We start from the raw sequence: 23,152 nt of genomic DNA on the forward strand, positions 1-23,152 counted from the left end.
TCAGCTATCACATAAAGTCAACACTCTTTAATATAGTCTTCAGCCTTGTCAAACATATACCCTACGAATTGAGGCTCATGAGCATCAGAGCTAAGCACTAGACTAACGCCCTCCTCTTTGAATATCTTTAACATATCAGGTGAGGGATATATTTCCTTAACAGGTTTTCTAAGTCCAGCGGTGCTGACCTCTACGGATATGCCTGCCCTCTTTATTTCTTTTGCCAGACTGGCATAGATATTGGTAAAGTCAGTCTTAGGCCTGAAGCCAAAAATTTTAACCAGATCGATGTGGCCTATTGCATCAGCAATCCCACTCTTAATAAGATTGAACATTGTCCTATAATATTCGTTATATACCTCATCTATATCCTTTTTGTCCCAGTATTTTATATCTAAATCTATGCCGAAGTCGCCAAGCCAGTGAATAGAACCTATCACATAATCAAAGTGGTAATCAGCTAAAAAATCTTTGATTTCCTTTTCTCTTTCAGGTATATAGTCCATTTCGGTGCCGAGCTTTACCGGCAGTCCAATCCTTTTAGCCTCTTTAATGAGATTGATGTATTCATCTATATCCTCAGTCTGCCTCTGGGCTACCCATTCGCCCCTGAAAGCGTCAGTAAAAATCAAATCTCTGGCCTGCTTAAAACGATAAGCGTGCTCTGTAATGTATATACCGTCAAGCCTCCTGTTCCTTGCTACCTTGATGAACTCATTTAACCATTCTATTGTGTATGGGCCATTTTCGATATGGACATGGTTGTCCCACATGTAAATCACTCCATTTTCTTTATCATCAGTTTATTGTTATTATCTATTATGATACCACAAGAAAGGATGGAGGAAAATGAAGACGAAAGTATATTTTGCCGATCTAAAAGCTACATCCAGAGCAACAGGCTGGTAAATTATGTGAAAGGAGTGGCGAACAAGATAAAAATATAATGGTAAGCCATTTTCTATTCATGCCAATACCCTATATAAAGGCAGCAGGAGTGATAGCACCGATCATATTGACGTTGCAGGAAGAGAGCTGTATCAAATGTATATTATCATAGGAAGTTTAAGACCGTATTTTTTATAAAGATTGTATTATAAGCAGTGAATCATATATAATATAGACGAGAGGAGGTTTAATATGAAAAACTCACTTATTGTCCTTGTTGTTGTAGTAGGTATAATAATAGGGCTTGTAGGATATGTTTTTGGCATGTATAACAGCATTGTAGCGGCTGAGGAGAATGTAAACAGCATGTGGAGCCAGATAGATACCCAGCTTCAGAGGCGGGCTGACCTTATACCCAATCTGGTTGAGACAGTAAAGGGTTATGCCGCCCATGAACAGGCAGTCTTTGATAGTGTAAACGAGGCAAGAACTAAACTGCTGTCCGCTGGTTCTGTGGCAGATGCCGCTCAGGCTAATGAAGAATTGAACAGTGCCCTTGGAAGACTCCTTGCCATATCAGAAGCCTATCCTGAGTTAAAGGCTGACGCCAACTTCAGGGCTTTGCAGGACGAACTTGCAGGAACAGAGAACAGGATCGCTGTGGCCAGAAGGGACTATAACAATGCTGTACAGTCATATAACACCAAGATAAGGCGCTTTCCAGCGTCGATCATAGCCGGCATGTTCGGCTTTGAGCAAAAACAGTATTTCCAGGCAGAAGATGGAGCAAGAGAGGTACCGAAAGTTGACTTTTCAGGGAGTGGTAAATGATGCGTAGGCTACTCCCTTTACTTTTAATAATACTTTCCATATCCATACCAGCTTTTGCTGCGCCGCCTGTACCGCCTAAACCCAATACCATAAACTATGTTTATGATTACGCAAATATTATAAACCCAGCCGATGAGGAAACTATGAGATCTCTGGGGAAGGAAATTGACAGTGAGACCGGTGCCCAGATAGTGGTGGTCACGGTTGATGATATGGGCGGCTATCCAATTGAAGATTATGCCTTGGAGCTTTTCAGGAAGTGGGGTATAGGAAACAAGGAGAAAAACAATGGAGTCCTGCTTATAGTCAATAAAAAGAACCTGATGGAAAATACAAGCGGCAAGGTTAGAATAGAGGTTGGTTACGGCCTGGAAGGGGCTATACCTGATTCTGTAGCGGGAAGGATTTTAGATGACTATGTACTGCCATCATGGGATAACAACAACTATTCCGAGGGGATATTAAATGGATATATGGCCATAGCAAAAGAGGTAGCCGATGAGTATGGTGTTGATATAGAATCACTCAAGTCCATGCCTGGTGTAAGTGGACCTTCTCAGGATAGTGACGGCAGCATTCGTGATCTCATCCTTATATTGATTCTTATTTTCTTCATATTTCCATTCATAGGCGGAAGGGGCCGGAGATCTGTAAGAAGGAGCATCTGGTGGGGCGGTTTTGGGCCAGGCGGTTTTGGCGGAGGTGGCTTCGGCGGAGGCGGCTTTGGCGGAGGCGGCTTCGGTGGAGGTGGCTTTGGCGGAGGCTCCTCCGGTGGTGGCGGAGCCAGCAGATAAAAAGCGACCCAAACCGGGCCGCTTTTTAATCTGACATTTTACTTTTATACAAAATATATGAGTATATTGTCACAATGAGAGAAGCAGCAATAATGCCTCCTATTTCTGACATGGCAGCAAATTTACTATTTATAAGCAATAGAAAAAGGCCGAGAATTCCCACCAGCACAAAAAGCCAGCCACCGAGTCTATGTGTTTTTTTCCATACATCATCATCAGAAAGTGTCCATGGATTTTTTATTCCAACGAAGAAGTTTGGTCTTATCCTTGTGAGCACATTACCTAGGATAATGAACAACAAGGATAGTCCTATGGTCATATAAGCAGTCATGTCAATCTTATAGCCCAATGAGGCAGATAGAACTATTACATGCATGGCAGTCAAAAAAGCAAATATTGCTATTATAATAGTATCATAAGCCCCTTCAAATTTTTTATAGTTCTTTCTTCTGGGGTCTATGTTGGGAAGGTATATAAATAGGGGATAAAATATTAAAAGCATAATAGGTATCATAAAGGCACCTTGAAACTTACCGGCATAGCTATCTATTTCCCCATGGTAATTCCAGTGCACCGGCATCTTATCCGGCAGGATTGGATACACGATCATTGTAAGTATAAAGCTTAACGCAACAAATCCCAATAATATCCATTTAGTCTTGTTTATCTTCATTTCTATCATTCCTTCCTGGCTGAAGATAATTTAACATAATTGAGAGCATCTCCTCTATCACTGTCGTATTCAGGGAATAGTATATGTTTTGTCCCTTTCTCTCATCCAATATGAGGTCTGCCTGCTTCAAGATATTGAGGTGGTGAGAGATACTTGGCTTTGTAATATTAAACCTATCGGCTATTTCTCCTGCTGTCATGTCTCTATCATGCAGCATTTCAAGTATTTTTCTTCTATTAGGGTCAGAAAGAGCTTTAAAAATTTCATTTATTTTCATTTAATCGCCTCTTAGATATTTAGAAAAATATCTAAATATATTATATGCTCCTATCAATGAAAAATCAATGCTAAACTGCTGCAAATGATCCTAATCACGCCTTAAGTCGGGTTTTCCAAAAACCACCGTGGTTTTAGATTTGGAAGTGATGCTAAACATTCAATAGGTAAAGATAAAGCATACATTTTCTGCCATCATACAGATGGCAGTAACACATGCATTGAGAATAAAATCCTGAGTCTTCTTCCGGGTATTATGACACCCACAGAAGCAATGACAGCCCGGGAAAATGGCGTACAGATTGTTAAAGTGTTTCCTGCCGGAGTCTTGGGTCCAAACTATATAAAACAGTTAAAGGGGCCCCTATCTCAGATTGATATGATGGCAGTCGGAGGGGTAAATCTTGACAACTTTAGCGATTTTATAAAGGTCAGGCTATCAATGATAAGTTTGCTTCACTTTTTGTGGAGAGTGAGCTGTTATATCACCAAGTATGGCTATGAAATTGCTGCATTACCTTATGGTACGCTATTTTCTTTGTAGTTGATTTATGCTATTATTTAGTATGTTATTGTTTAATCTGATATCATAAGAAAGGGTGGGGGAAAATGAAGGCGAAGGTATATTTTGCTAATCTCAGGGCTACATCCAGAGCTACCAGCCTGGTAAATAAGGTAGGAATGCTCTTTGAGGTGGCAGGCTTTAAGGATATAATAGTTCCCAATGAACCTGTAGCCGTAAAGATGCATTTTGGTGAAAAGGGAAACACCGCATTTTTAAACCCTATATATGTGAGGGAAGTGGTAAACAGGATAAAGAAATATAAGGGTAAGCCATTCCTTACTGATGCCAATACACTGTATAAAGGCAGCAGGAGCAACAGCGTTGACCATATTAATACGGCCATTGAGAACGGGTTTGCTTATGCTGTTGTAAATGCACCCATAATCATCTCCGATGGCATATTCAGCCAGAACTTTGTAGAGGTGGAGATTAACAAAAAGCATTTTGATAAGGTAAAGATAGCTTCTGACATTTTTTATACTCAGTCTATGATGGTGCTTGCACACTTTAAGGGACATGATACAGCAGGCTTTGGTGGTGCTATTAAGAGCCTCGGCATGGGTTGTGCCTCTGCTGCAGGCAAACAGCAACAGCATTCAACAGCCAAGCCACACTCAGTAAGTAAATGCAGGACATGTCGTGTCTGTGCACAGTGGTGTCCAACTAATGCCATAACAGTGCTGGAGGATAGAATATCCATAGACCAGGAAAAGTGCAATGGTTGTGGAGAGTGCATACCATTATGCCCGGATAGGGCTATAGAGCCAGAATGGGGTACAAAGATGGACGAATTTGTTGAGAGGATGACGGAGTATGCCTATGGCGCTATGAAAGGAAAGGAAGGCAGGCTTGGATTTATTAACTTTGTCATGGATGTATCGCCACTGTGCGACTGTACTCCCTGGAGCGATGTACCTATTGTACCGGATATAGGCATACTGGCTTCTACTGATCCTGTGGCAATAGATCAGGCCAGCATGGATCTGGTAAACAAGGCTCAGGCTATGGTCGGTTCAGTGTTGGACGGCCATTATCACGAAGGGCAGGATAAATTTGAAGCAGCTAATCCTGATACCAAAGGCTATTTGCAGTTATCCTATGCCGAGCAGCTGGGCATGGGGTCCAGGGATTATGAACTGGTAGAGGTAATATAAATAAAAGGGGTAAAAGGCCCCTTTGTCATTTTTTAAATATGTTGTTTAAGGCAAACTCGATGGTAGAGAACACAATCACTATTGCCCAGCTGTCGAGGTTTAAAGGCGTTGTTTTAAATATAAGGCGTAGTGGGGGTATGTAAAGCACAATAAGAAGTAATATAAATGATGATAGGCATGCCAGTATCAAATATATGTTTTTGAAGAGGCCTGCTTCAAATATGGTGTGTGCCTCTGAGCGGCATTCCAAGGCGTTTAGAAGTTCAGCAATTATAAGTGTAGCAAAAGATACAGTCCTGGAGAGCTCCACGTTACCATTGGATAGATATTGTGTCAAAGAAAATGCCGTTAAGCTGCTGGCGCCTATTATCAATCCTGAAAAGAGTATGTGGGGTCCGAGTCCTCTGGAAAAAATACCCTCATTTGTAGGTCGTGGAGGCTTTTCCATTATGTCTGGTTCGGGAGGATCCATACCAAGCGCCAGGGCAGGCAGGCCGTCAGTGACAAGGTTGATCCATAAGATCTGCAAGGGTATTAAAGGTAGGGTCATGTTTATTGCTGTGGCTACAAACATCATCAACATCTCACCTAAATTACAGGATAGAAGGTATCTTATGGATTTTCTTATGTTATCGTAGATAATCCTGCCTTCCATTATAGCCTTGACTATCGAAGTGAAGTTATCATCTAAGAGTATCATGCTGGCGGCTTCCTTTGCTACTTCTGTACCGGATTTCCCCATGGCTATACCTATGTCTGCCTCTTTCAGGGCAGGGGCATCGTTTACTCCATCTCCTGTCATGGCGACAATATAACCGTTTTTCTTTAAGGCCCTGACTATCCTGAGTTTATGGCCAGGGTTTACCCTGGCAAATACCCTGATATTTTTGACCTTTTTTTCAAATTCCTTATCGCTTAACTTATCAAGTTCTTCTCCTGTGATAGACTCATTTGTATTGTTACATATTCCTATCTCCTTAGCTATAGCCATGGCTGTAATCCTGTGGTCTCCTGTTATCATTACGGGTATTATACCGGCACGCTTGCAGGAGAGGACTGATTCCGTTACACCTGTGCGTGGTGGGTCTACCATGGCCATAAGGCCTAAGAAGGTCAATGAGGATTCAATCTCGGAGGGTTTCAATTCTCTGGGTATGAAATTGATTTTTTTATAGGCCAGGCCAAGCACTCTCATGGCACTACCTGCCATCTCATTATTCACGCTTGTTATCATCCTCTTATAGGTTAAGCTAAGAGGCATTACTTTATTTTCAACCTGATAACTTGAGCACAGTTCTATAAGCCTGTCTGGAGCACCCTTTACAAATATATATATATCTCCATTGGAGGAACGAAAAATAGTGCTCATTAATTTTCTGTCAGAGTCAAAGGGAATCTCACCCACAGGTTTAAACATGGTGAGCAGGTTCTTAGAAGTATAACCAGCCTTGTGGGCAACCACAAGCAGAGCTGTCTCAGTTGGATCGCCTACAGCCTCTACGTTGCCTTTTTTGGGGATGCGTAGCTCTGACTTGTTACATAAAACTGCTGTTTTCAAAAGCAGGTCCATAGTCGGAAAGCTGCGAATATTGGCTTTTTTACCGCTTATGGAGAAATTGCCTTGAAGATTAAAGCCGATTCCGGAGACGTCAATTATTTTATTATCTACGAAAATCTTTTTTACCGTCATTTTATTTTCGGTCAATGTACCTGTCTTATCGGAACATATCACATTGGTACAACCCAGTGTCTCCACTGCAGGTAGCCTTCTTACAAGGGCATTTCTCTTCAGCATATTCTGCACACCTATGGCAAGTGATACAGTTACAATTGCCGGTAATCCCTCAGGGATAGCAGCAACGGCCAGGCTTATACCTGCAAAAAACATGTTGTAGGTTGACTGGCCATACAATATTCCAAGGATTATCATAATAAGGCATATACCAAGGCTTATCCCAACCAGTTCTTTACCAATCCGGTCCAATCTTTTCTGGAGAGGGGTAGAATCATCTTTTATATCCTGAAGCATGTCTGCTATCTTTCCCATCTCCGTATTCATGCCGGTTGCAAGCACATATGCTTTTCCATTGCCGTTTACGACGGGACAACCCATATACACCATATTTTCTTTCTTTATATCTATAAACATACCTCCGGATATCTTGACTGTGGATTTATGCACAGGTAACGACTCACCTGTGAGCAGAGACTCATTGACTGTAATATTGTTTGCCTCTATCAGTGCAGCATCTGCAGGTACGACATCACCTGCCTTGATCAGTATAACATCCTGAGGCACCACCATGCTTGCCGAAATCTCCATAATTTTACCATTCCGTATGACATGAGCGCTTGGTGCTGACATTTCTTTCAATGCCTCTAAGGAACGCTCCGTCCTGTATTCCTGTATAAAGCCGAATACAGCATTAATTACTACTATTATCAATATGGCTGAGGCATCAATAATTTCACCTAAGAAAAAAGAAATAACCGTAGCTGCGATGAGCACAAGAACTATGAAGTCGGTGAACTGGCTTAGGAATATTTCTATTGCTGTTTTCCTCTTTTTCTTCTTGAGTTCATTAGTGCCAAACTGCCTTAGCCTGGCTTCTGCTTCCATGTCTGAAAGACCATTGATATCTACATTTACATTGAAAAAATATATATCATCCTTTTCTATACCTTTATTTGTTTTTAGCATAACAGACCTCCTCTCATAACATTTATATTAAGACCTTATGGACTAAATAACTATATATTTTTTGTATTTAGTAGCAGGATTTAGCAGTAATGAGTCGAATAAATTTTATATAAAAATTTTTATATTGCGGACATATCATGACATGGTGGGGTATTATAATAAAATCAGTGAAGGGGGTGTGGAAAATAAGGGTAGAGATAAGCTTTACAAGTAACAATGAACTGGTTTTGCCCTTAAACTACAACCATATATTACAGGCCTTCATATATAAAAATATTACAGACAAAGCCTATGCTAAATTTCTCCACGACAGGGGCTATGAGGTATACAAAAAGACTTTTAAGCTATTTACCTTTGGAAGATTGGAGGGGAGATTTAGGATTTTCCCTGGCAGGATAATGCTGTTCCCACCGCTTAAGCTTGTAGTGTCTTCTGCAGTTGATGACTTCATCAATGATTTTTGTGAGACACTTTTGAAAAGAGATGACCAGCAGCTTTTAGATCAAAAGGTTTTTGTAGAGTCGCTGAGTGTATATGACAGAAAGATAAGAGGTAATGAAATTACTATAAAGATGTTATCCCCTCTTGTAATGTATAGTACTGTTGATATTAAAGACAAAAAGTTTACCTACTATTATTCACCATGGGATAAGGACATCTCTGGTATGTTGAAGACAAACCTTATAAAAAAATATATGGCTATAAGTGGCTGTTTCCCTGGTGGGCAAGATTTTGATATGGACACAATTGGTCCAAAGGACAACAGGTATCAAAAGATAATAAACTATGAGGGGACCGTGATAAAGGGTTGGATGGGCATTTATAAGATAAAGGGCAGTCCTGAGCTTTTAAAGGTTGCATATGACTGCGGTCTTGGCAGTAAAAGTTCTATGGGTTTTGGATGTTGCGAAATATTAGAAGGAGGTGAGAGGGATGCTTGAGGCGATAGAGAATTTGGGCGGCCTGGCCATAGAGGAAAACCCCAACGATTTTTTGAGCGCAATAACCCTGGACTTGCCAAAAGAAAAAAATGGGAAAAAGCAGCATCTTATAAGGATTTATTTTGATACGAGAAGTGATACTATATCAGTAGCCCCTAAACAGATAGATGATGGCACTAAAGATGAATACCTCTGGGTAGGAAATGCAGATGGTGCTATGAGCCCGCAGTGGTACTTTACGACAACAAATGTAGAGTATCTTTTGTCACAGACCATACCAAACTATATTGATATCCTCGATGACCCTGTGTCAAGAAAAAAGTTCGAGGTGATACGTGATAAATTTTATTATGATCTGGGAGGACAGCAGGGTAGCAGGAAAAGATACAGGTATGTGTTTAATGTGGAAAAGTATGGCCTGGCCACTGAGGGTTGGATAAAAGACACATACATGGATGAGGATAAGGGACAGGATGCCAAAAAGATGGTCTCTGAAGTCAAGAAGGTCTTTATGGACTGGGTGAAAAAGGAAACCAATCTTACTGACAAGGAAATAGCCCTCTTCACGCTGATAGTGGATGGTAAACCCCTTGTAAAGGATGACGAGTACCAGAGGCTGGTCATAAGAAAAAAGGTTGAAGACGTATTTGAAGGTGCAGAAGATGGAGTATGTTCTATCTGCAGTGAGGAGAAAAAAGTTACAGATAACACTACAAAGTTTAAGCTCAAGTACTATATGACAGACAAGAAGGGCTTTTCTTCCAATGTTTCAGGGAGGTTTATAAAAAATTTCCCAATATGCCAGGAATGCTATACAAAGGTCCTGGTAGGTGAAGCCTACACAATGAACAGGATGGGCACCCGGATTGCAGGTCTTGACCTCTATGTAATACCGGATATTCTCTTTAAACCTGATGTGGATATTTTCAATATAGACGAATGGAGCAGTTATATAAAAAACAGCTTTAATACTGTTGTATCCAAAAAAGGTCTTGAGGATTTTGAGAGGTCTTTAAAGGGGTATATAGATTATGAGAATTTTAAAAACAACTATATTTTAAACCTGCTGTTTTATGAGAGAAACCAGGCGGAATTCAAAGTGCTAAAACTCATCAAAGATGTGCCCCCATCAAGGATTGATTTAATAAAAAAGCGCTTTGGCGAGGTTGAAACGGTTATGAATGGTATAATGGGGGAAGACATGGCATGGCATATAGACCTTGATAGAATTTATCATCTTATTCCCTTAAAAAGCACGCAGAGGGATATAGAGTATAGAAAGCTACTGGAGCTTTATGATGAGATATTCTCTGACAAAATGGTTTCTTATCAGTTTTTGGTGGGCCAGGCCGTGGAGATGAGTCAGGTTTATTATTTTAATGAGTTTGGCCAATACAATGTGAGCCTCAGAGGTGATATGGAATGGGACACAGCCTTTTCATACGTTATACTGCAAGAAAATATACTAATGGATGGCTTAAGAAGGCTTGGAATATTAGAGATAGGAGGCAGGGCAATGGACTATAGCACGCTGAATGTAGACGAAAAGACAAAAGAGTTTTTACAGGAAATGAAATATGACGAACCAAAGACGGCCATGTTTTTATTTGGCAACCTCATAGCGGAAATTGCCTCGGCGCAAAGGAGGGATGGTAAAAAGAACAAACCCATACTTAACAAGCTAAACTATCAAGGTATGAGCTGGAGTAAAATACAGAGACTTACGGGGGAAGTGTTTGAAAAACTGAGACAGTACGATGTGCTCAAATACAATGAACAGAAATGGGCAGAGTGTATCAGGCTTTTTGACATGACACGTAGTCTGTATGACGGGAAATGGCCGTTAAATGATAGGGAAAACATATACTATATCCTTTCCGGCTATGGCTTTGCCACAGTAAGTGCAATAAAACGTGGCGGCAATAATCAAAACGATACTGAGGAGGTAACTGAAAATGAACAACAGTGAGATCTTATTTGTCTATGATGCAAAAATGTGCAATCCAAACGGTGACCCTGATGAGGAAAACAGGCCGAGGATGGACTATGACAGGCAGAGGAATCTGGTAAGCGATGTAAGGCTAAAACGGTATATCAGGGACTACCTTGAAGAAAACGGATACGAAATATATGTAACCCGCATAGATGACAGGGCCGTCACTGCGGGAGAGAGATTGAAGGCGCTACTTGGTCATGATGCCACTAATGAAGATATAGATGAGATATTAACCAAACTCATCGATGTGAGAATGTTTGGCGCTACGATGCCTATTAAAGGCGAAAGGAGAGGAGCGGGGGCATCGCTATCCCTGACAGGACCAGTACAGTTTAACTGGGGTTATTCCATTAACAAAGTGGATCTTGTAGAGAGCAATGGCATAACCTCGCACTTTGCCTCGGAACAGGGAAGTGGACAGGGTACAATGGGTAAAGACTACAGGGTATACTATTCTCTCATTGCTTTTCATGGTATAGTCAGTGGCAAAAGAGTGCGCGAGACCAACCTTACGGATGAAGATGTATCCCTTTTGGACAAAGCACTTATAAAGTCTATACCTCTTCAAGCTACAAGGAGTAAGATAGGACAGTATCCAAGGCTGTATATGAGGGTGGAATATACATCTGATGAAGACTTTATAGGAGATCTGAGGAATTATATATCCCTTGACAGATACGAGTCCTTAAGAGAGCCATCTGATTTTGCCATGGATTTAAGCAGGCTTAAAGATATATTAGTAAGTAATAATAATATAATTTCAAAGATAAATCTATGGTATAGCGGTGAAATGAGGTTTACAGCAAAAGGTAAGGAAGCACCTGTAGAAGACCTTTTAGGGGAGGAACTAAAAGACAAGATAAATATCCTGGAATATTAAAGAGGGATTAAAAATGGAGATAGATAACCTGCTGGTTTTTGATGTATGCGGTAAAATGGCTCACTTTAGAAAATATTATACTAATTCATCCTCCCTGTCATATATGTTTCCTCCGCGGACAGTTGTTACAGGTATAATTGCGGCTGTCCTTGGTATGGAAAGGGATTCGTATTATGAAGATTTTTCTTCTGAAATCTGTCATATAGCAGTCTCTGCAAGAGTTCCACTAAGAAAAATAATGCAAACTGTGAATTATTTACAGACTAAAGACTTAAATGGTCTAAATGGCAGCAGGGGTCATACCCAGGTGCCATTGGAGATCATACTGCCTGAAGGGGATATGATCATATACCGTATTTATTTTACTCATCGAAACATGGATATCGTGGAGAAATTAAAAAATTATCTTCAGAGCGGAAAGACATTTTATCCAATATATATGGGTATATCAGAGTTTTTAGCTGTACCCAGTTATGTTGACTGCATATCAAAGGACAACATAATAGTGCATAGTCCTGGTATGCCGGTACAGGTAAGCACTGTATGCAATTCCAATATAATTGAAGATAAGGGACTAAAGTTTTCGGACAATACCGGCACAGTGCTACAGTATATAAAAGAGAAAGCACCCCTTGAGTTTGATAGAGATAGAAACATAAAATCCACTGCAAACTTCATATGTGAGAAAAATTCAGGGAAGATATCCGGTGTTTTCTCCGTACCAGCATATGAGATAAGATACAATGGGCAACAAGAGAATATTGTATTTATGGAGGGAAATTTATGATATTTTACTCCCATATAGACAGGGACAATAACAACAACATCACTGCCAAAAGGGAACTGGGACAACATTTAATTAATGTTGCATCTACAGTAAAAGATATAATAGCCAATTCTTACGTGGAAAATAGAGAGAGACTCTCAGATATCGGATGGATAGTCGGCCTTTGCCATGACTTCGGCAAGTTTACTACCTATTTTCAGGATTATCTTTTAGAAAATACAAAATTGGGGCAGAAGAAAAACCATGGGTTTATATCTGCCCTTTTTTCTTCTTATCAGATAAAACACCTTTTTAAAGACAAAGAATATATGCCTTTGTTTGTATATTTTATGGTTTTGCATCACCATGGTGACCTGAAAAACCTGGATGTTGACCTGATTTTATCAAAGGAAAGTGAATACAATACAGATTTAAAAGAAAAGCTTGATATTACAAGACTGCAGGTGGAGGATATGACCAGAAATATTGGTGATATTAAGGACGTCTACAGAAAACTGGACCCCTCAGTTGACGTGGGCGGTTTTTTGCAGGACTGGGAAGACTTTTATGATGAACTCAACAGACTTAAATTTAAATATATAAACAGCAAAAGAATAACTGTAGATATGCGCATCAAATACTCTATATATATGCTCTTTATCTATTCTGCGCTTATTGACTCTGATAAGAGAGAAGCAGGTAGGGTAGGGTCAGTTGAAAGGAAGAAAATACCGGCGTATGTAATAGACAGATATAGACACGCTAATTTTTCAGACAAACATGACGAACCAATGGCATGGATAAGAGACGAAATATATGATTCAGTAAATAAGAATATAAAAGGCCTGGACCTCAACAAACACATACTGACTATAACGGCACCCACAGGTTCTGGTAAGACAATTACAGGTTTTTCTGCTGCAGTTAACCTTAGAGACAGGATAAACTCAGAGAAGGGATATACACCGAGAATTGTATACGCTCTTCCGTTTACCAGTATAATTGACCAGAATTATGATACGATACACAAGATATTGGAGGGCATAGATGATTTTAAAGAAAATGAGAATTTATATATTATAAAGCATCATCATCTTGCTGATGTAAAATATATGGAAGATGACAAGGAAAGGCCAGTGGATGAATCCCTTGCCCTGATTGAAGCGTGGGAATCTGAGATTGTGGTTACAACGTTTATTCAGTTTTTCTATACCCTTATTGGATACAGGAACAGGATGCTAAAAAAATACCACAATATAGCAGGATCTATAGTTATCTTGGACGAGGTACAAAACATACCGATGGAATACTGGGGTGACGTGGGTAAGGTATTGAAATATACATCAGAGATACTGAATATGTATATTATCCTTATGACAGCTACGAAACCATTGATTTTCGGAGAGGGAGAATATGTAGAGCTTGTTGACACACCAGATAAATACTTTAAAGGATTGGATCGGGTCTCTCTGCTTCCTAATATGAAAGAGATGGATATAGAATCGTTTACAGAAGAAATTGTACAAAATTATGACCCCTATAAATCATACATGATTGTCATGAATACGATAGTAAGCTCCATAGAAGTCTTTGAAAAACTAAAAGAAAAGATGAAAGACAGGTATAAAGAAAACATGCCCGAGTTTATTTATCTCTCTGCCAATATAGTGCCGTATCGTAGAAAAAGGAAGCTTGAGGAAGTAAAGAGAAAGCTTAAAGCAGGTAAAAAACTATTTATTGTCTCGACACAGGTGGTGGAGGCGGGCGTTGATATAGACCTCGATGTGGTGATAAGGGATATAGGGCCATTTGACTCAATTATGCAGGTGGCCGGCAGATGTAACAGGGAAAATGGCCCACAGAAAGGGAAAGTATTTGTTTATAACCTTATAAGGGATAGCGGCAGGTATTATTATGAGCATATATATGGAAAGGTTCACTGCTTTACAACCAGAGAAATATTAAAAGACGAAAGAGAAATAAATGAGGGTAGCTTTTTGGGCATGATAGAGGCATATTTTGAAAAAGCAAGAGAGAGGACAGCCAGTGTCAATGGTGCTCTTGTAAAAGCTATTGCTGATATGAGGTTTGATGATAAAGAAAAAAACGTAAAAGATATTGAGTATGTCTCTGACTTTGAACTTATAGATGAGCTACCAGGTTATGTAGATGTATTTATAGAGACAGATGATGACGTTGAGGTGACGGTTGACGGAATTACTAAAATGGTGAAGCCGTCGGATATATTTAATTTCTATAAAGAGGGGGTCCTCAATACAAAAGATATGAAGAAAAAGAAGGAAAATTATTTAAAGATAAAGAAATATTTTAGAGAATTTGTCATATCCGTCAATTCTAGATATCTGCCAGAAGAGCTTGAAGTCTGGCATGGCTCAAACCTTTACCGGATATCTGCTGATGCGTTGGATCTGTATTATGATGATACTATAGGCTTTAAGAGGGTTAGGGATGAGAGCATCTTTGTATAACGGAGGGTAGAGTGGTATGGACAAGGAGGAAGAGGTAAGGGTAAATGGGACATTGGTATGGTATTATAACGTGTGCGAGAGAGAGGCATGGCTCATGAGCCATGGTGTGACACCGGATCAAAGTGACGCTAATGTTGAAATGGGCCGCTTTATCCATGAAAAGAGTTATAGAAGAGAGACTAAAGAGGTATCTACCAGTGGTATAAAGATTGACATATTAAGAAAAGAAGACGGCCAGTTGGTCATCGGAGAACTTAAAAAGAGCTCTAGATTTAAAGAAATAACAAAATGGCAGTTAAAATTCTACATGTATGAACTTGAAAAGCAAGGCATAAAGGCAAGAGGTGAACTGCTGTTTCCCGAGGAAAAACGTAAGGAACAGGTATTTCTCACTCAGGAGGACAGACTAAGACTGGATAACCAGATAAAAGAAATATTGCGCCTTGTATATCAAAGCGAACCACCAGAGCCCATTAAGATTGCTTTCTGTAAAAACTGTGCCTATGCAGAATTCTGTTGGGCTTGAAAGAGGTGATGCGATTGAAAAGAAGCTTTTATATAATGAGCGATGGAGAAATAAAAAGAAAAGACAACACGTTTGTCTTTGAAAATGATTCAGGGAAAAAGTATATACCTATAGAGGAACTCAATGATATCTACGTATTTGGAGAACTGACACTTAACAAAAGATTTTTGGAATATGCCAGTCAAAAAGAAGTGCCTGTTCATTTCTTCAATCACTATGGTTACTACATAGGTAGTTTTTACCCAAGGGAACACTTGAATTCAGGGTATATGATTTTAAAACAAGCTGAACATTATTTAGATAGTACTAAGAGACTGTTTTTGGCCAGGCAGTTTGTAGCAGGCTCTGCCCAGAACATACTGCATGTATTGAAATATTATATAAATCGTGACAAAGAAATGCTCAATGATACTTACTATGCTATCGAGGAATTGATGGGAAGACTTGAAGGATGCACTGAAGTAAGTCAGCTTATGGCCATAGAGGGAAATATACGTGACCTTTATTATAAAGCATTCGACTTAATATTGGAAAATCCAGATTTTTCGTTTGAAAAGAGGACAAGGAGGCCCCCGCAAAATTATATTAATACCATGATTAGTTTTGGCAATTCCATTATTTACACTATTGTATTAAGTGAAATATATAAAACACATCTTGATCCTCGAATTGGTTATCTTCACTCTACAAACTTCAGGCGGTTTACCTTAAATCTTGACGTATCTGAAATTTTCAAACCCATAATTGTAGACAGGATGATTCTCACACTCATAGGTAAAAAAATGATTACAAAAAGTGATTTTGATAAAAACGCAAATGGGATTATAATGAAAGACAAAGGAAAACAGTTAATACTTCAAGAAATTGACAAAAAAATGGGTGTGACTATAAAGCACAGAGAACTTGGAAGAGAAGTATCCTACCGGACAATAGTCAGGATGGAACTATATAAGCTGGAAAAGCACCTTATGGGAGAAAAAGAATTTAAACCGTTTCAATCAAAATGGTGATTTTAGGAGCACAACGATGTTTGTGATTTTAGTCTATGATGTCAATGAAAAAAGAGTTGCCAAAGCCTTAAAAACATGCAGAAAATATCTTTATTGGGTCCAGAACTCAGTTTTTGAAGGGGAACTATCTGAGGCAAACTACAAAAAACTCAAATTCGAATTGGAAAAAATAATCAATAAGGAGGAAGACTCTGTAATATTTTATACATTTAGGAGTATGAGATATTCTGAAAGAGAATCAATGGGTCTCAAAAAAGGTGGAGATGTTAATTTCTTATAAAAGTCGTCGATGTGCGGTAATGTAAAAATACCTGGGCATCGACGACCCTACTTTATAATCTCTTTTCTTTCTATTTCAACTGTCCATGACATTAAATAATATAACGGCATGTGCTTTAAAGTAAAATGTGCTATAATAAAAATATTAGGTTTTATGCATATTTTGATTAGTTTTTAGCCTACCTCCAAGGAATTGAAACTACTCCATCTGCCTTTTAAATTCATGGAATGTCTGTTGTTTTTAGCCTACCTCCAAGGAATTGAAACAAGATAGCTCCCCAGGAGACCACGGGACGCCACCTGGGTTTTTAGCCTACCTCCAAGGAATTGAAACACAGGATATGCAAAATCAACGGGGTTTCCCCGGTATAGTTTTTAGCCTACCTCCAAGGAATTGAAACCAGGAATAAAATAGGCCTGTGCTCTGATTTCAAACATGTTTTTAGCCTACCTCCAAGGAATTGAAACTTTCTTTTTCCGTCTGGCTGGTGCGCATCTCATCGGTTTTTAGCCTACCTCCAAGGAATTGAAACTTGATAATATCAACGGAAAGCTTGTTGCGGTTGACGTTTTTAGCCTACCTCCAAGGAATTGAAACCAGAAAAACTAACAATATAAAGAAGTTAGAATTCCGGTTTTTAGCCTACCTCCAAGGAATTGAAACGGTGAACATACGAAAGGAGATTCTTGAATGAATAAAGTTTTTAGCCTACCTCCAAGGAATTGAAACCGCCGTTAGATTCCATTCTCTTCCTTTCTTCGTCGAGTTTTTAGCCTACCTCCAAGGAATTGAAACATAAGGGGGGCATTTTTGGCTTTTTCAGCCTCTTTGTTTTTAGCCTACCTCCAAGGAATTGAAACAAAGAGCAGCGGCGTTGAGGAAGCTGCCATTGCATTTGAGTTTTTAGCCTACCTCCAAGGAATTGAAACTGGGCCAATATGCTGTACTCAGCCTTCGGAGACTCTGTTTTTAGCCTACCTCCAAGGAATTGAAACTTGGTGTATCGGGAGCATATCCCGGAGTTACAGCATGTTTTTAGCCTACCTCCAAGGAATTGAAACTCTGAAGAAGGCGCTGAGACCACAGAAAATATAGTGTGTTTTTAGCCTACCTCCAAGGAATTGAAACATTTGTGGCCCGTTGACTTCTTCAACCCGGCCTATAAGTTTTTAGCCTACCTCCAAGGAATTGAAACCGGACCGGGGCCTGCCAGCTGAGGTCATAAGGGACAGTTTTTAGCCTACCTCCAAGGAATTGAAACGGGCCTTTCTTTCGGGTATGTGGATTTACCTGTGGTGTTTTTAGCCTACCTCCAAGGAATTGAAACTGAAAGAGGTACGCGTTCACCCGATCCTGAAACATTAGTTTTTAGCCTACCTCCAAGGAATTGAAACCCGGAACAGATATGCTCCCAGCCCAGATACGCTACAGGTTTTTAGCCTACCTCCAAGGAATTGAAACCTGTAGTATCTACTCCTTCTGTTATTGACATAGGTGTTTTTAGCCTACCTCCAAGGAATTGAAACTAGTCTCAGTAGTATATACATAGATAACGCCATATTTGTTTTTAGCCTACCTCCAAGGAATTGAAACTGAGAAGCATAAAGATGATATTTGGGTTGGCTATAGTTTTTAGCCTACCTCCAAGGAATTGAAACTTCAAAATCAGGTGGAAGTAGATTCATTGAAGCAGAGTTTTTAGCCTACCTCCAAGGAATTGAAACAACCAATAATCCATGTAATCAGCAACAGAAATTTCAGTTTTTAGCCTACCTCCAAGGAATTGAAACCCCGAAGTTACCCAAAACTTTTAAACTCGGGTAACCGGTTTTTAGCCTACCTCCAAGGAATTGAAACTAAACTTCTACAGGGCTTGGTTCTTTTGTAAACAATGTTTTTAGCCTACCTCCAAGGAATTGAAACTCGAATATGAGGCTGTTCATCGAAAATTGAATAATTTGTTTTTAGCCTACCTCCAAGGAATTGAAACTGGTATTGCTGCAATTAGCTGCGGTAAAGCCTGTGTCGTTTTTAGCCTACCTCCAAGGAATTGAAACTCGAGGGCAATTGTGAGGTATATGAACGGAGATATGGGTTTTTAGCCTACCTCCAAGGAATTGAAACATAAAGAAACCGAATCGCTGAATAAAAATGAGCTCGAGTTTTTAGCCTACCTCCAAGGAATTGAAACATAAAAAGTATGAGTGCAGCAGCAGTTGGAAAGAATGGACCTGTTTTTAGCCTACCTCCAAGGAATTGAAACATGATACAAACCTTGAAACATTAATGGACTTTTTATGTTTTTAGCCTACCTCCAAGGAATTGAAACGTGGAAAAGGAGAGATAAAGGATGAATTGTAATTGGTTTTTAGCCTACCTCCAAGGAATTGAAACTTCTGCTTCTTTTGGCTGGCTGTAAACCCGATACACTGTTTTTAGCCTACCTCCAAGGAATTGAAACGCCATATAGCTTTTTCTTCGGTTTCGCTGATGTTTTGTTTTTAGCCTACCTCCAAGGAATTGAAACTGTCTAACACGGATTTTGTAGGTTATGCCACCTATCTGTTTTTAGCCTACCTCCAAGGAATTGAAACAGGTATTTGGTAAGGCTCTCAGCAGATGCTGAATTGTTTTTAGCCTACCTCCAAGGAATTGAAACTCCTGTCAGAGGGACTTGGGCTTAATGTTGACAGCGAGTTTTTAGCCTACCTCCAAGGAATTGAAACCAAAGAAATCGAGAAAATGCTTTATAAGTATTTTGAAGTTTTTAGCCTACCTCCAAGGAATTGAAACTTCTATACACTACGGCCTCCACTAATTCAGGGTCCGCAGTTTTTAGCCTACCTCCAAGGAATTGAAACTCCCCACCAGTTCTAATAAAGGGTTTCCGGCATTTATGTTTTTAGCCTACCTCCAAGGAATTGAAACATGCCTTGGCCTCTGAGATTTTCTATTTCATCTATCAGTTTTTAGCCTACCTCCAAGGAATTGAAACTCGCCCTGACCGGGGGCGGGCAGGCCCCGGATTGGGGTTTTTAGCCTACCTCCAAGGAATTGAAACTGAATTGTAGCAGGAGATTTACCTTCTTCAACTTTTGTTTTTAGCCTACCTCCAAGGAATTGAAACCGAAACAGGGCGCAGGAATAGCAAAGCTAGACAGAGGTTTTTAGCCTACCTCCAAGGAATTGAAACTAATATAAGAATTCAGGAAGCTCAAAGAATGGGGTTGGTTTTTAGCCTACCTCCAAGGAATTGAAACCCGATATTGAATTCGCTGGTCGGCAATGTGCAAAATGGTTTTTAGCCTACCTCCAAGGAATTGAAACAGGGTGAAGAATGTTTTTTCCTAAGGGTGATTGGTGAGTTTTTAGCCTACCTCCAAGGAATTGAAACTAACGAATTTTCCTCTTAATTTTTCTCATATAAAAAGTTTTTAGCCTACCTCCAAGGAATTGAAACCTCTTTATAGTGGAACTCCAGGAAGTGGGAAAAGTTAGTTTTTAGCCTACCTCCAAGGAATTGAAACAAATTAATAAAGAGATTGGTTGGAGTCTTGAAGAACGGTTTTTAGCCTACCTCCAAGGAATTGAAACTCTCATATATGACGGTCCTGCTGTCGTCTATTTTTGTGTTTTTAGCCTACCTCCAAGGAATTGAAACACCTCCTTCCGAGGTGTGTTACTTCCTTAACATAATGTTTTTAGCCTACCTCCAAGGAATTGAAACTTGTTTGTAAATGTTTTACAGTTATTATACTTTTTGTTTTTAGCCTACCTCCAAGGAATTGAAACGGGCTTGGAAGTTCGTATGAAAATAGGCAAAATGAGAGTTTTTAGCCTACCTCCAAGGAATTGAAACTAAGGTTAAAATTGCTGACCTGCGCACGCTTCCAGAGTTTTTAGCCTACCTCCAAGGAATTGAAACCAGCATCCATCCATTTGTATACCCACGTTTGCCCTGTGTTTTTAGCCTACCTCCAAGGAATTGAAACCTAGGTAACTCTATTTCTAAAAGATATACTTATCACCGTTTTTAGCCTACCTCCAAGGAATTGAAACTGAATTCTGGGTCATGCGTTCTCGCTATTAACTTTGTGTTTTTAGCCTACCTCCAAGGAATTGAAACATGGTGTAGAGCTTGATATTCAGAGTGTGATATTGGTTTTTAGCCTACCTCCAAGGAATTGAAACATATTGATCAGCTTTCATGGCATTAACAAAATTAAGACGTTTTTAGCCTACCTCCAAGGAATTGAAACCAGTATCTGTTTCATCAAACATACCTGCCTGTGCTTCGTTTTTAGCCTACCTCCAAGGAATTGAAACTCGCAAGTGCTATAACTGCAATGGGGCAGAGTTCAGTTTTTAGCCTACCTCCAAGGAATTGAAACATGGTTTTAAACCAATTTGTGAGGGAACAAGCCGGAGTTTTTAGCCTACCTCCAAGGAATTGAAACAAGAATGAAGAAAAGGAGTTCTTCTCAGGGACGCCGTTGTTTTTAGCCTACCTCCAAGGAATTGAAACTCGAATATGAGGCTGTTCATCGAAAATTGAATAATTTTGTTTTTAGCCTACCTCCAAGGAATTGAAACTTTAGATAGGTTTTCAATGAGGACACCCCTTTTTGGTTTTTAGCCTACCTCCAAGGAATTGAAACTGCTGCTTGGCCATTGGCACCAATCGGAATATCTATTGTTTTTAGCCTACCTCCAAGGAATTGAAACTCGCAAAGTATTATGATACTTATGCTATATTTAGTGGTTTTTAGCCTACCTCCAAGGAATTGAAACTCGATAGTTGCGGTATAAGGTATTTTTTGGATAGTTTGTTTTTAGCCTACCTCCAAGGAATTGAAACAAAGATTCATCAAATGAACCATTTCATGAATCAATGTGTTTTTAGCCTACCTCCAAGGAATTGAAACCGAGTGAAAATTCAAAGCCTCTTGTAAAGTTCCTTGTTTTTAGCCTACCTCCAAGGAATTGAAACTCCATTCATTGCTTTTATAAAACGCTTCTGATTGTGTTTTTAGCCTACCTCCAAGGAATTGAAACATTTTTGAGTCTAATTCTTCCATCGTTTCACCTCTGTTTTTAGCCTACCTCCAAGGAATTGAAACCTGACAGAGCTGATGGTTCTGTTTAGCGCTTGAGCTGTTTTTAGCCTACCTCCAAGGAATTGAAACTTTCAAGCGTTCTTGTTGCTATACCTGTTTGACTTGGTTTTTAGCCTACCTCCAAGGAATTGAAACAGAAGCAATGATGCCTTTCCACTACTACTTACACTCCGTTTTTAGCCTACCTCCAAGGAATTGAAACTATTTATCACGTTTTTTAGGATTTTTAACAACATCGTTTTTAGCCTACCTCCAAGGAATTGAAACCTGTAAGGCAGTTTTGTATGTTGAGGCAGGGTATAGGTTTTTAGCCTACCTCCAAGGAATTGAAACTGCTATATTTAGTGAAGATGAAAAGGTTAAGTCCTCGGTTTTTAGCCTACCTCCAAGGAATTGAAACAATCTAAAAGGAGGAATAAAAATGAAGGAACATAGAGTTTTTAGCCTACCTCCAAGGAATTGAAACAAGGTAGTTATGACAGTAGGTTATCTGTGCAAGTATGTTTTTAGCCTACCTCCAAGGAATTGAAACACTCGTGAAAAAGTCGTTATCTCAGTAACGACAATGTTTTTAGCCTACCTCCAAGGAATTGAAACGAGATATCATGTCACATAATTCATGTCTACACAACTGGTTTTTAGCCTACCTCCAAGGAATTGAAACTAATATTTTTTGGATAAAATTCGCAGGGAGGCTAGTGTTTTTAGCCTACCTCCAAGGAATTGAAACTGTGCCTCAGATGATTCTTGACGTTAATCCTTCTATGTTTTTAGCCTACCTCCAAGGAATTGAAACTCTGCAGCATAATAATGTCCAATTAGATAGTGCTGAGGTTTTTAGCCTACCTCCAAGGAATTGAAACCACTGCTATCCATGATGCTTTTGTTGTAGGTTTAGTGTTTTTAGCCTACCTCCAAGGAATTGAAACAGATAAGGAGAACGTATACGTATTGTATCTATAGCCAGTTTTTAGCCTACCTCCAAGGAATTGAAACAAAAAAAGATATTTAATATATGATTCAATCTTATAAGTTTTTAGCCTACCTCCAAGGAATTGAAACCAAATATAAAAAGATCAAAAATATATGATGGAATCAAGTTTTTAGCCTACCTCCAAGGAATTGAAACTCCTTTCCTAAGAAATAGTCCGAAAAGATTGCAATATGTTTTTAGCCTACCTCCAAGGAATTGAAACAAAAAAAGATATTTAATATATGATTCAATCTTATAAGTTTTTAGCCTACCTCCAAGGAATTGAAACCAA

Annotated in this window: 15 protein-coding genes, 1 pseudogene and 1 CRISPR repeat array; of the genes and pseudogenes, 12 read left to right on the forward strand and 4 right to left on the reverse strand. The window is 39.4% G+C overall.

Annotation, left to right across the window (positions count from 1 at the left end):
* Positions 1-17: 17 nt before the first annotated feature.
* Positions 18-773, reverse strand: a complete 756-nt coding sequence (locus FWJ32_RS04230) for a histidinol-phosphatase (RefSeq protein ID WP_149544727.1) — start codon at positions 771-773, stop codon at positions 18-20.
* Between the two features lie 367 nt (positions 774-1,140).
* Here FWJ32_RS04230 and FWJ32_RS04235 point away from each other — a divergent pair, with 367 nt between their 5' ends.
* On the forward strand, positions 1,141-1,719 hold the full coding sequence (locus FWJ32_RS04235) for a LemA family protein (protein WP_149544728.1): 579 nt from the start codon (positions 1,141-1,143) through the stop codon (positions 1,717-1,719).
* The gene (locus FWJ32_RS04240; RefSeq protein WP_149544729.1) at positions 1,716-2,513 is read left to right on the forward strand and encodes a TPM domain-containing protein; all 798 of its coding nucleotides are present in this window, start codon (positions 1,716-1,718) and stop codon (positions 2,511-2,513) included. The genes FWJ32_RS04235 and FWJ32_RS04240 overlap by 4 nt, the downstream gene beginning before the upstream one ends.
* A 25-nt stretch (positions 2,514-2,538) precedes the next feature.
* Here the strand turns inward: FWJ32_RS04240 and FWJ32_RS04245 are convergent, their stop codons facing one another.
* Positions 2,539-3,186: an SdpI family protein gene (locus tag FWJ32_RS04245; RefSeq protein ID WP_162523491.1), complete on the reverse strand. Its 648-nt coding sequence runs from the start codon at positions 3,184-3,186 to the stop codon at positions 2,539-2,541.
* The gene (locus FWJ32_RS04250) at positions 3,167-3,463 is read right to left on the reverse strand and encodes an autorepressor SdpR family transcription factor (protein WP_149544731.1); all 297 of its coding nucleotides are present in this window, start codon (positions 3,461-3,463) and stop codon (positions 3,167-3,169) included. Before FWJ32_RS04250 ends, FWJ32_RS04245 begins: the two co-directional genes overlap by 20 nt.
* Positions 3,464-3,706: 243 nt before the next feature.
* On the opposite strand from FWJ32_RS04250, the pseudogene FWJ32_RS04255 reads away from it, so the two are divergent.
* Both FWJ32_RS04255 and FWJ32_RS04260 read left to right on the forward strand, forming a co-directional pair.
* Positions 3,707-4,006 (forward strand): annotated as a pseudogene (locus FWJ32_RS04255) (bifunctional 4-hydroxy-2-oxoglutarate aldolase/2-dehydro-3-deoxy-phosphogluconate aldolase); the annotation flags it as partial.
* A 65-nt stretch (positions 4,007-4,071) separates the two neighbouring features.
* Positions 4,072-5,181, forward strand: coding sequence for a DUF362 domain-containing protein (locus tag FWJ32_RS04260; RefSeq protein ID WP_149544732.1), 1,110 nt, complete (start codon positions 4,072-4,074; stop codon positions 5,179-5,181).
* Positions 5,182-5,206: 25 nt separating this feature from the next.
* On the opposite strand, the gene FWJ32_RS04265 is transcribed toward FWJ32_RS04260, so the two are convergent.
* On the reverse strand, positions 5,207-7,882 hold the full coding sequence (locus tag FWJ32_RS04265; protein WP_149544733.1) for a calcium-translocating P-type ATPase, SERCA-type: 2,676 nt from the start codon (positions 7,880-7,882) through the stop codon (positions 5,207-5,209).
* A gap of 176 nt (positions 7,883-8,058) precedes the next feature.
* Here FWJ32_RS04265 and cas6 point away from each other — a divergent pair, with 176 nt between their 5' ends.
* The 8 genes from cas6 to cas2 are packed head-to-tail and all read left to right on the forward strand — an operon-like array spanning position 8,059 to position 16,770.
* The gene (gene cas6, locus FWJ32_RS04270) at positions 8,059-8,823 is read left to right on the forward strand and encodes a CRISPR-associated endoribonuclease Cas6 (RefSeq protein WP_162523492.1); all 765 of its coding nucleotides are present in this window, start codon (positions 8,059-8,061) and stop codon (positions 8,821-8,823) included.
* Positions 8,816-10,792 carry a TIGR02556 family CRISPR-associated protein gene (locus tag FWJ32_RS04275; RefSeq protein WP_149544735.1) on the forward strand — a complete coding sequence of 659 codons (1,977 nt, stop codon included), beginning with the start codon at positions 8,816-8,818 and terminating at the stop codon, positions 10,790-10,792. The genes cas6 and FWJ32_RS04275 overlap by 8 nt, the downstream gene beginning before the upstream one ends.
* A complete protein-coding gene (gene cas7b, locus FWJ32_RS04280) occupies positions 10,779-11,699 on the forward strand; it encodes a type I-B CRISPR-associated protein Cas7/Csh2 (RefSeq protein ID WP_149544736.1) in 921 nt (306 codons plus the stop codon). The genes FWJ32_RS04275 and cas7b overlap by 14 nt, the downstream gene beginning before the upstream one ends.
* A 13-nt stretch (positions 11,700-11,712) precedes the next feature.
* On the forward strand, positions 11,713-12,486 hold the full coding sequence (gene cas5b / locus FWJ32_RS04285) for a type I-B CRISPR-associated protein Cas5b (protein ID WP_149544737.1): 774 nt from the start codon (positions 11,713-11,715) through the stop codon (positions 12,484-12,486).
* On the forward strand, positions 12,483-14,954 hold the full coding sequence (gene cas3 / locus FWJ32_RS04290; protein ID WP_149544738.1) for a CRISPR-associated helicase Cas3': 2,472 nt from the start codon (positions 12,483-12,485) through the stop codon (positions 14,952-14,954). The genes cas5b and cas3 overlap by 4 nt, the downstream gene beginning before the upstream one ends.
* 16 nt (positions 14,955-14,970) lie before the next feature.
* Complete coding sequence (gene cas4 / locus FWJ32_RS04295) at positions 14,971-15,480, forward strand: CRISPR-associated protein Cas4 (protein WP_149544739.1); 510 nt, start codon at positions 14,971-14,973, stop codon at positions 15,478-15,480.
* A 14-nt stretch (positions 15,481-15,494) separates the two neighbouring features.
* Complete coding sequence (gene cas1b, locus FWJ32_RS04300) at positions 15,495-16,490, forward strand: type I-B CRISPR-associated endonuclease Cas1b (RefSeq protein ID WP_149544740.1); 996 nt, start codon at positions 15,495-15,497, stop codon at positions 16,488-16,490.
* A gap of 16 nt (positions 16,491-16,506) precedes the next feature.
* Positions 16,507-16,770 (forward strand): CRISPR-associated endonuclease Cas2, encoded by a 264-nt coding sequence (gene cas2 / locus FWJ32_RS04305; RefSeq protein ID WP_149544741.1) that lies wholly within the window; start codon positions 16,507-16,509, stop codon positions 16,768-16,770.
* A 169-nt stretch (positions 16,771-16,939) separates the two neighbouring features.
* Positions 16,940-23,149: direct repeats of the CRISPR family, unit length 30 nt; unit sequence GTTTTTAGCCTACCTCCAAGGAATTGAAAC.
* Positions 23,150-23,152: the final 3 nt, after the last annotated feature.

The organism is Calorimonas adulescens (genome assembly GCF_008274215.1).
GTDB lineage: Bacteria > Bacillota > Thermoanaerobacteria > Thermoanaerobacterales > UBA4877 > Calorimonas > Calorimonas adulescens.

Excerpts from the sequence above, each read along its gene's own strand:
- FWJ32_RS04230 (WP_149544727.1), bottom strand. The coding sequence starts at position 773 with ATGTGGGACAACCATGTCCATATCGAAAATGGCCCATACACAATAGAA.
- FWJ32_RS04235 (WP_149544728.1), top strand. The coding sequence starts at position 1,141 with ATGAAAAACTCACTTATTGTCCTTGTTGTTGTAGTAGGTATAATAATA.
- FWJ32_RS04240 (WP_149544729.1), top strand. The coding sequence starts at position 1,716 with ATGATGCGTAGGCTACTCCCTTTACTTTTAATAATACTTTCCATATCC.
- FWJ32_RS04245 (WP_162523491.1), bottom strand. The coding sequence starts at position 3,186 with ATGAAGATAAACAAGACTAAATGGATATTATTGGGATTTGTTGCGTTA.
- FWJ32_RS04250 (WP_149544731.1), bottom strand. The coding sequence starts at position 3,463 with ATGAAAATAAATGAAATTTTTAAAGCTCTTTCTGACCCTAATAGAAGA.
- FWJ32_RS04260 (WP_149544732.1), top strand. The coding sequence starts at position 4,072 with ATGAAGGCGAAGGTATATTTTGCTAATCTCAGGGCTACATCCAGAGCT.
- FWJ32_RS04265 (WP_149544733.1), bottom strand. The coding sequence starts at position 7,882 with ATGCTAAAAACAAATAAAGGTATAGAAAAGGATGATATATATTTTTTC.
- FWJ32_RS04275 (WP_149544735.1), top strand. The coding sequence starts at position 8,816 with ATGCTTGAGGCGATAGAGAATTTGGGCGGCCTGGCCATAGAGGAAAAC.
- cas7b (WP_149544736.1), top strand. The coding sequence starts at position 10,779 with ATGAACAACAGTGAGATCTTATTTGTCTATGATGCAAAAATGTGCAAT.
- cas5b (WP_149544737.1), top strand. The coding sequence starts at position 11,713 with ATGGAGATAGATAACCTGCTGGTTTTTGATGTATGCGGTAAAATGGCT.
- cas3 (WP_149544738.1), top strand. The coding sequence starts at position 12,483 with ATGATATTTTACTCCCATATAGACAGGGACAATAACAACAACATCACT.
- cas4 (WP_149544739.1), top strand. The coding sequence starts at position 14,971 with ATGGACAAGGAGGAAGAGGTAAGGGTAAATGGGACATTGGTATGGTAT.
- cas2 (WP_149544741.1), top strand. The coding sequence starts at position 16,507 with ATGTTTGTGATTTTAGTCTATGATGTCAATGAAAAAAGAGTTGCCAAA.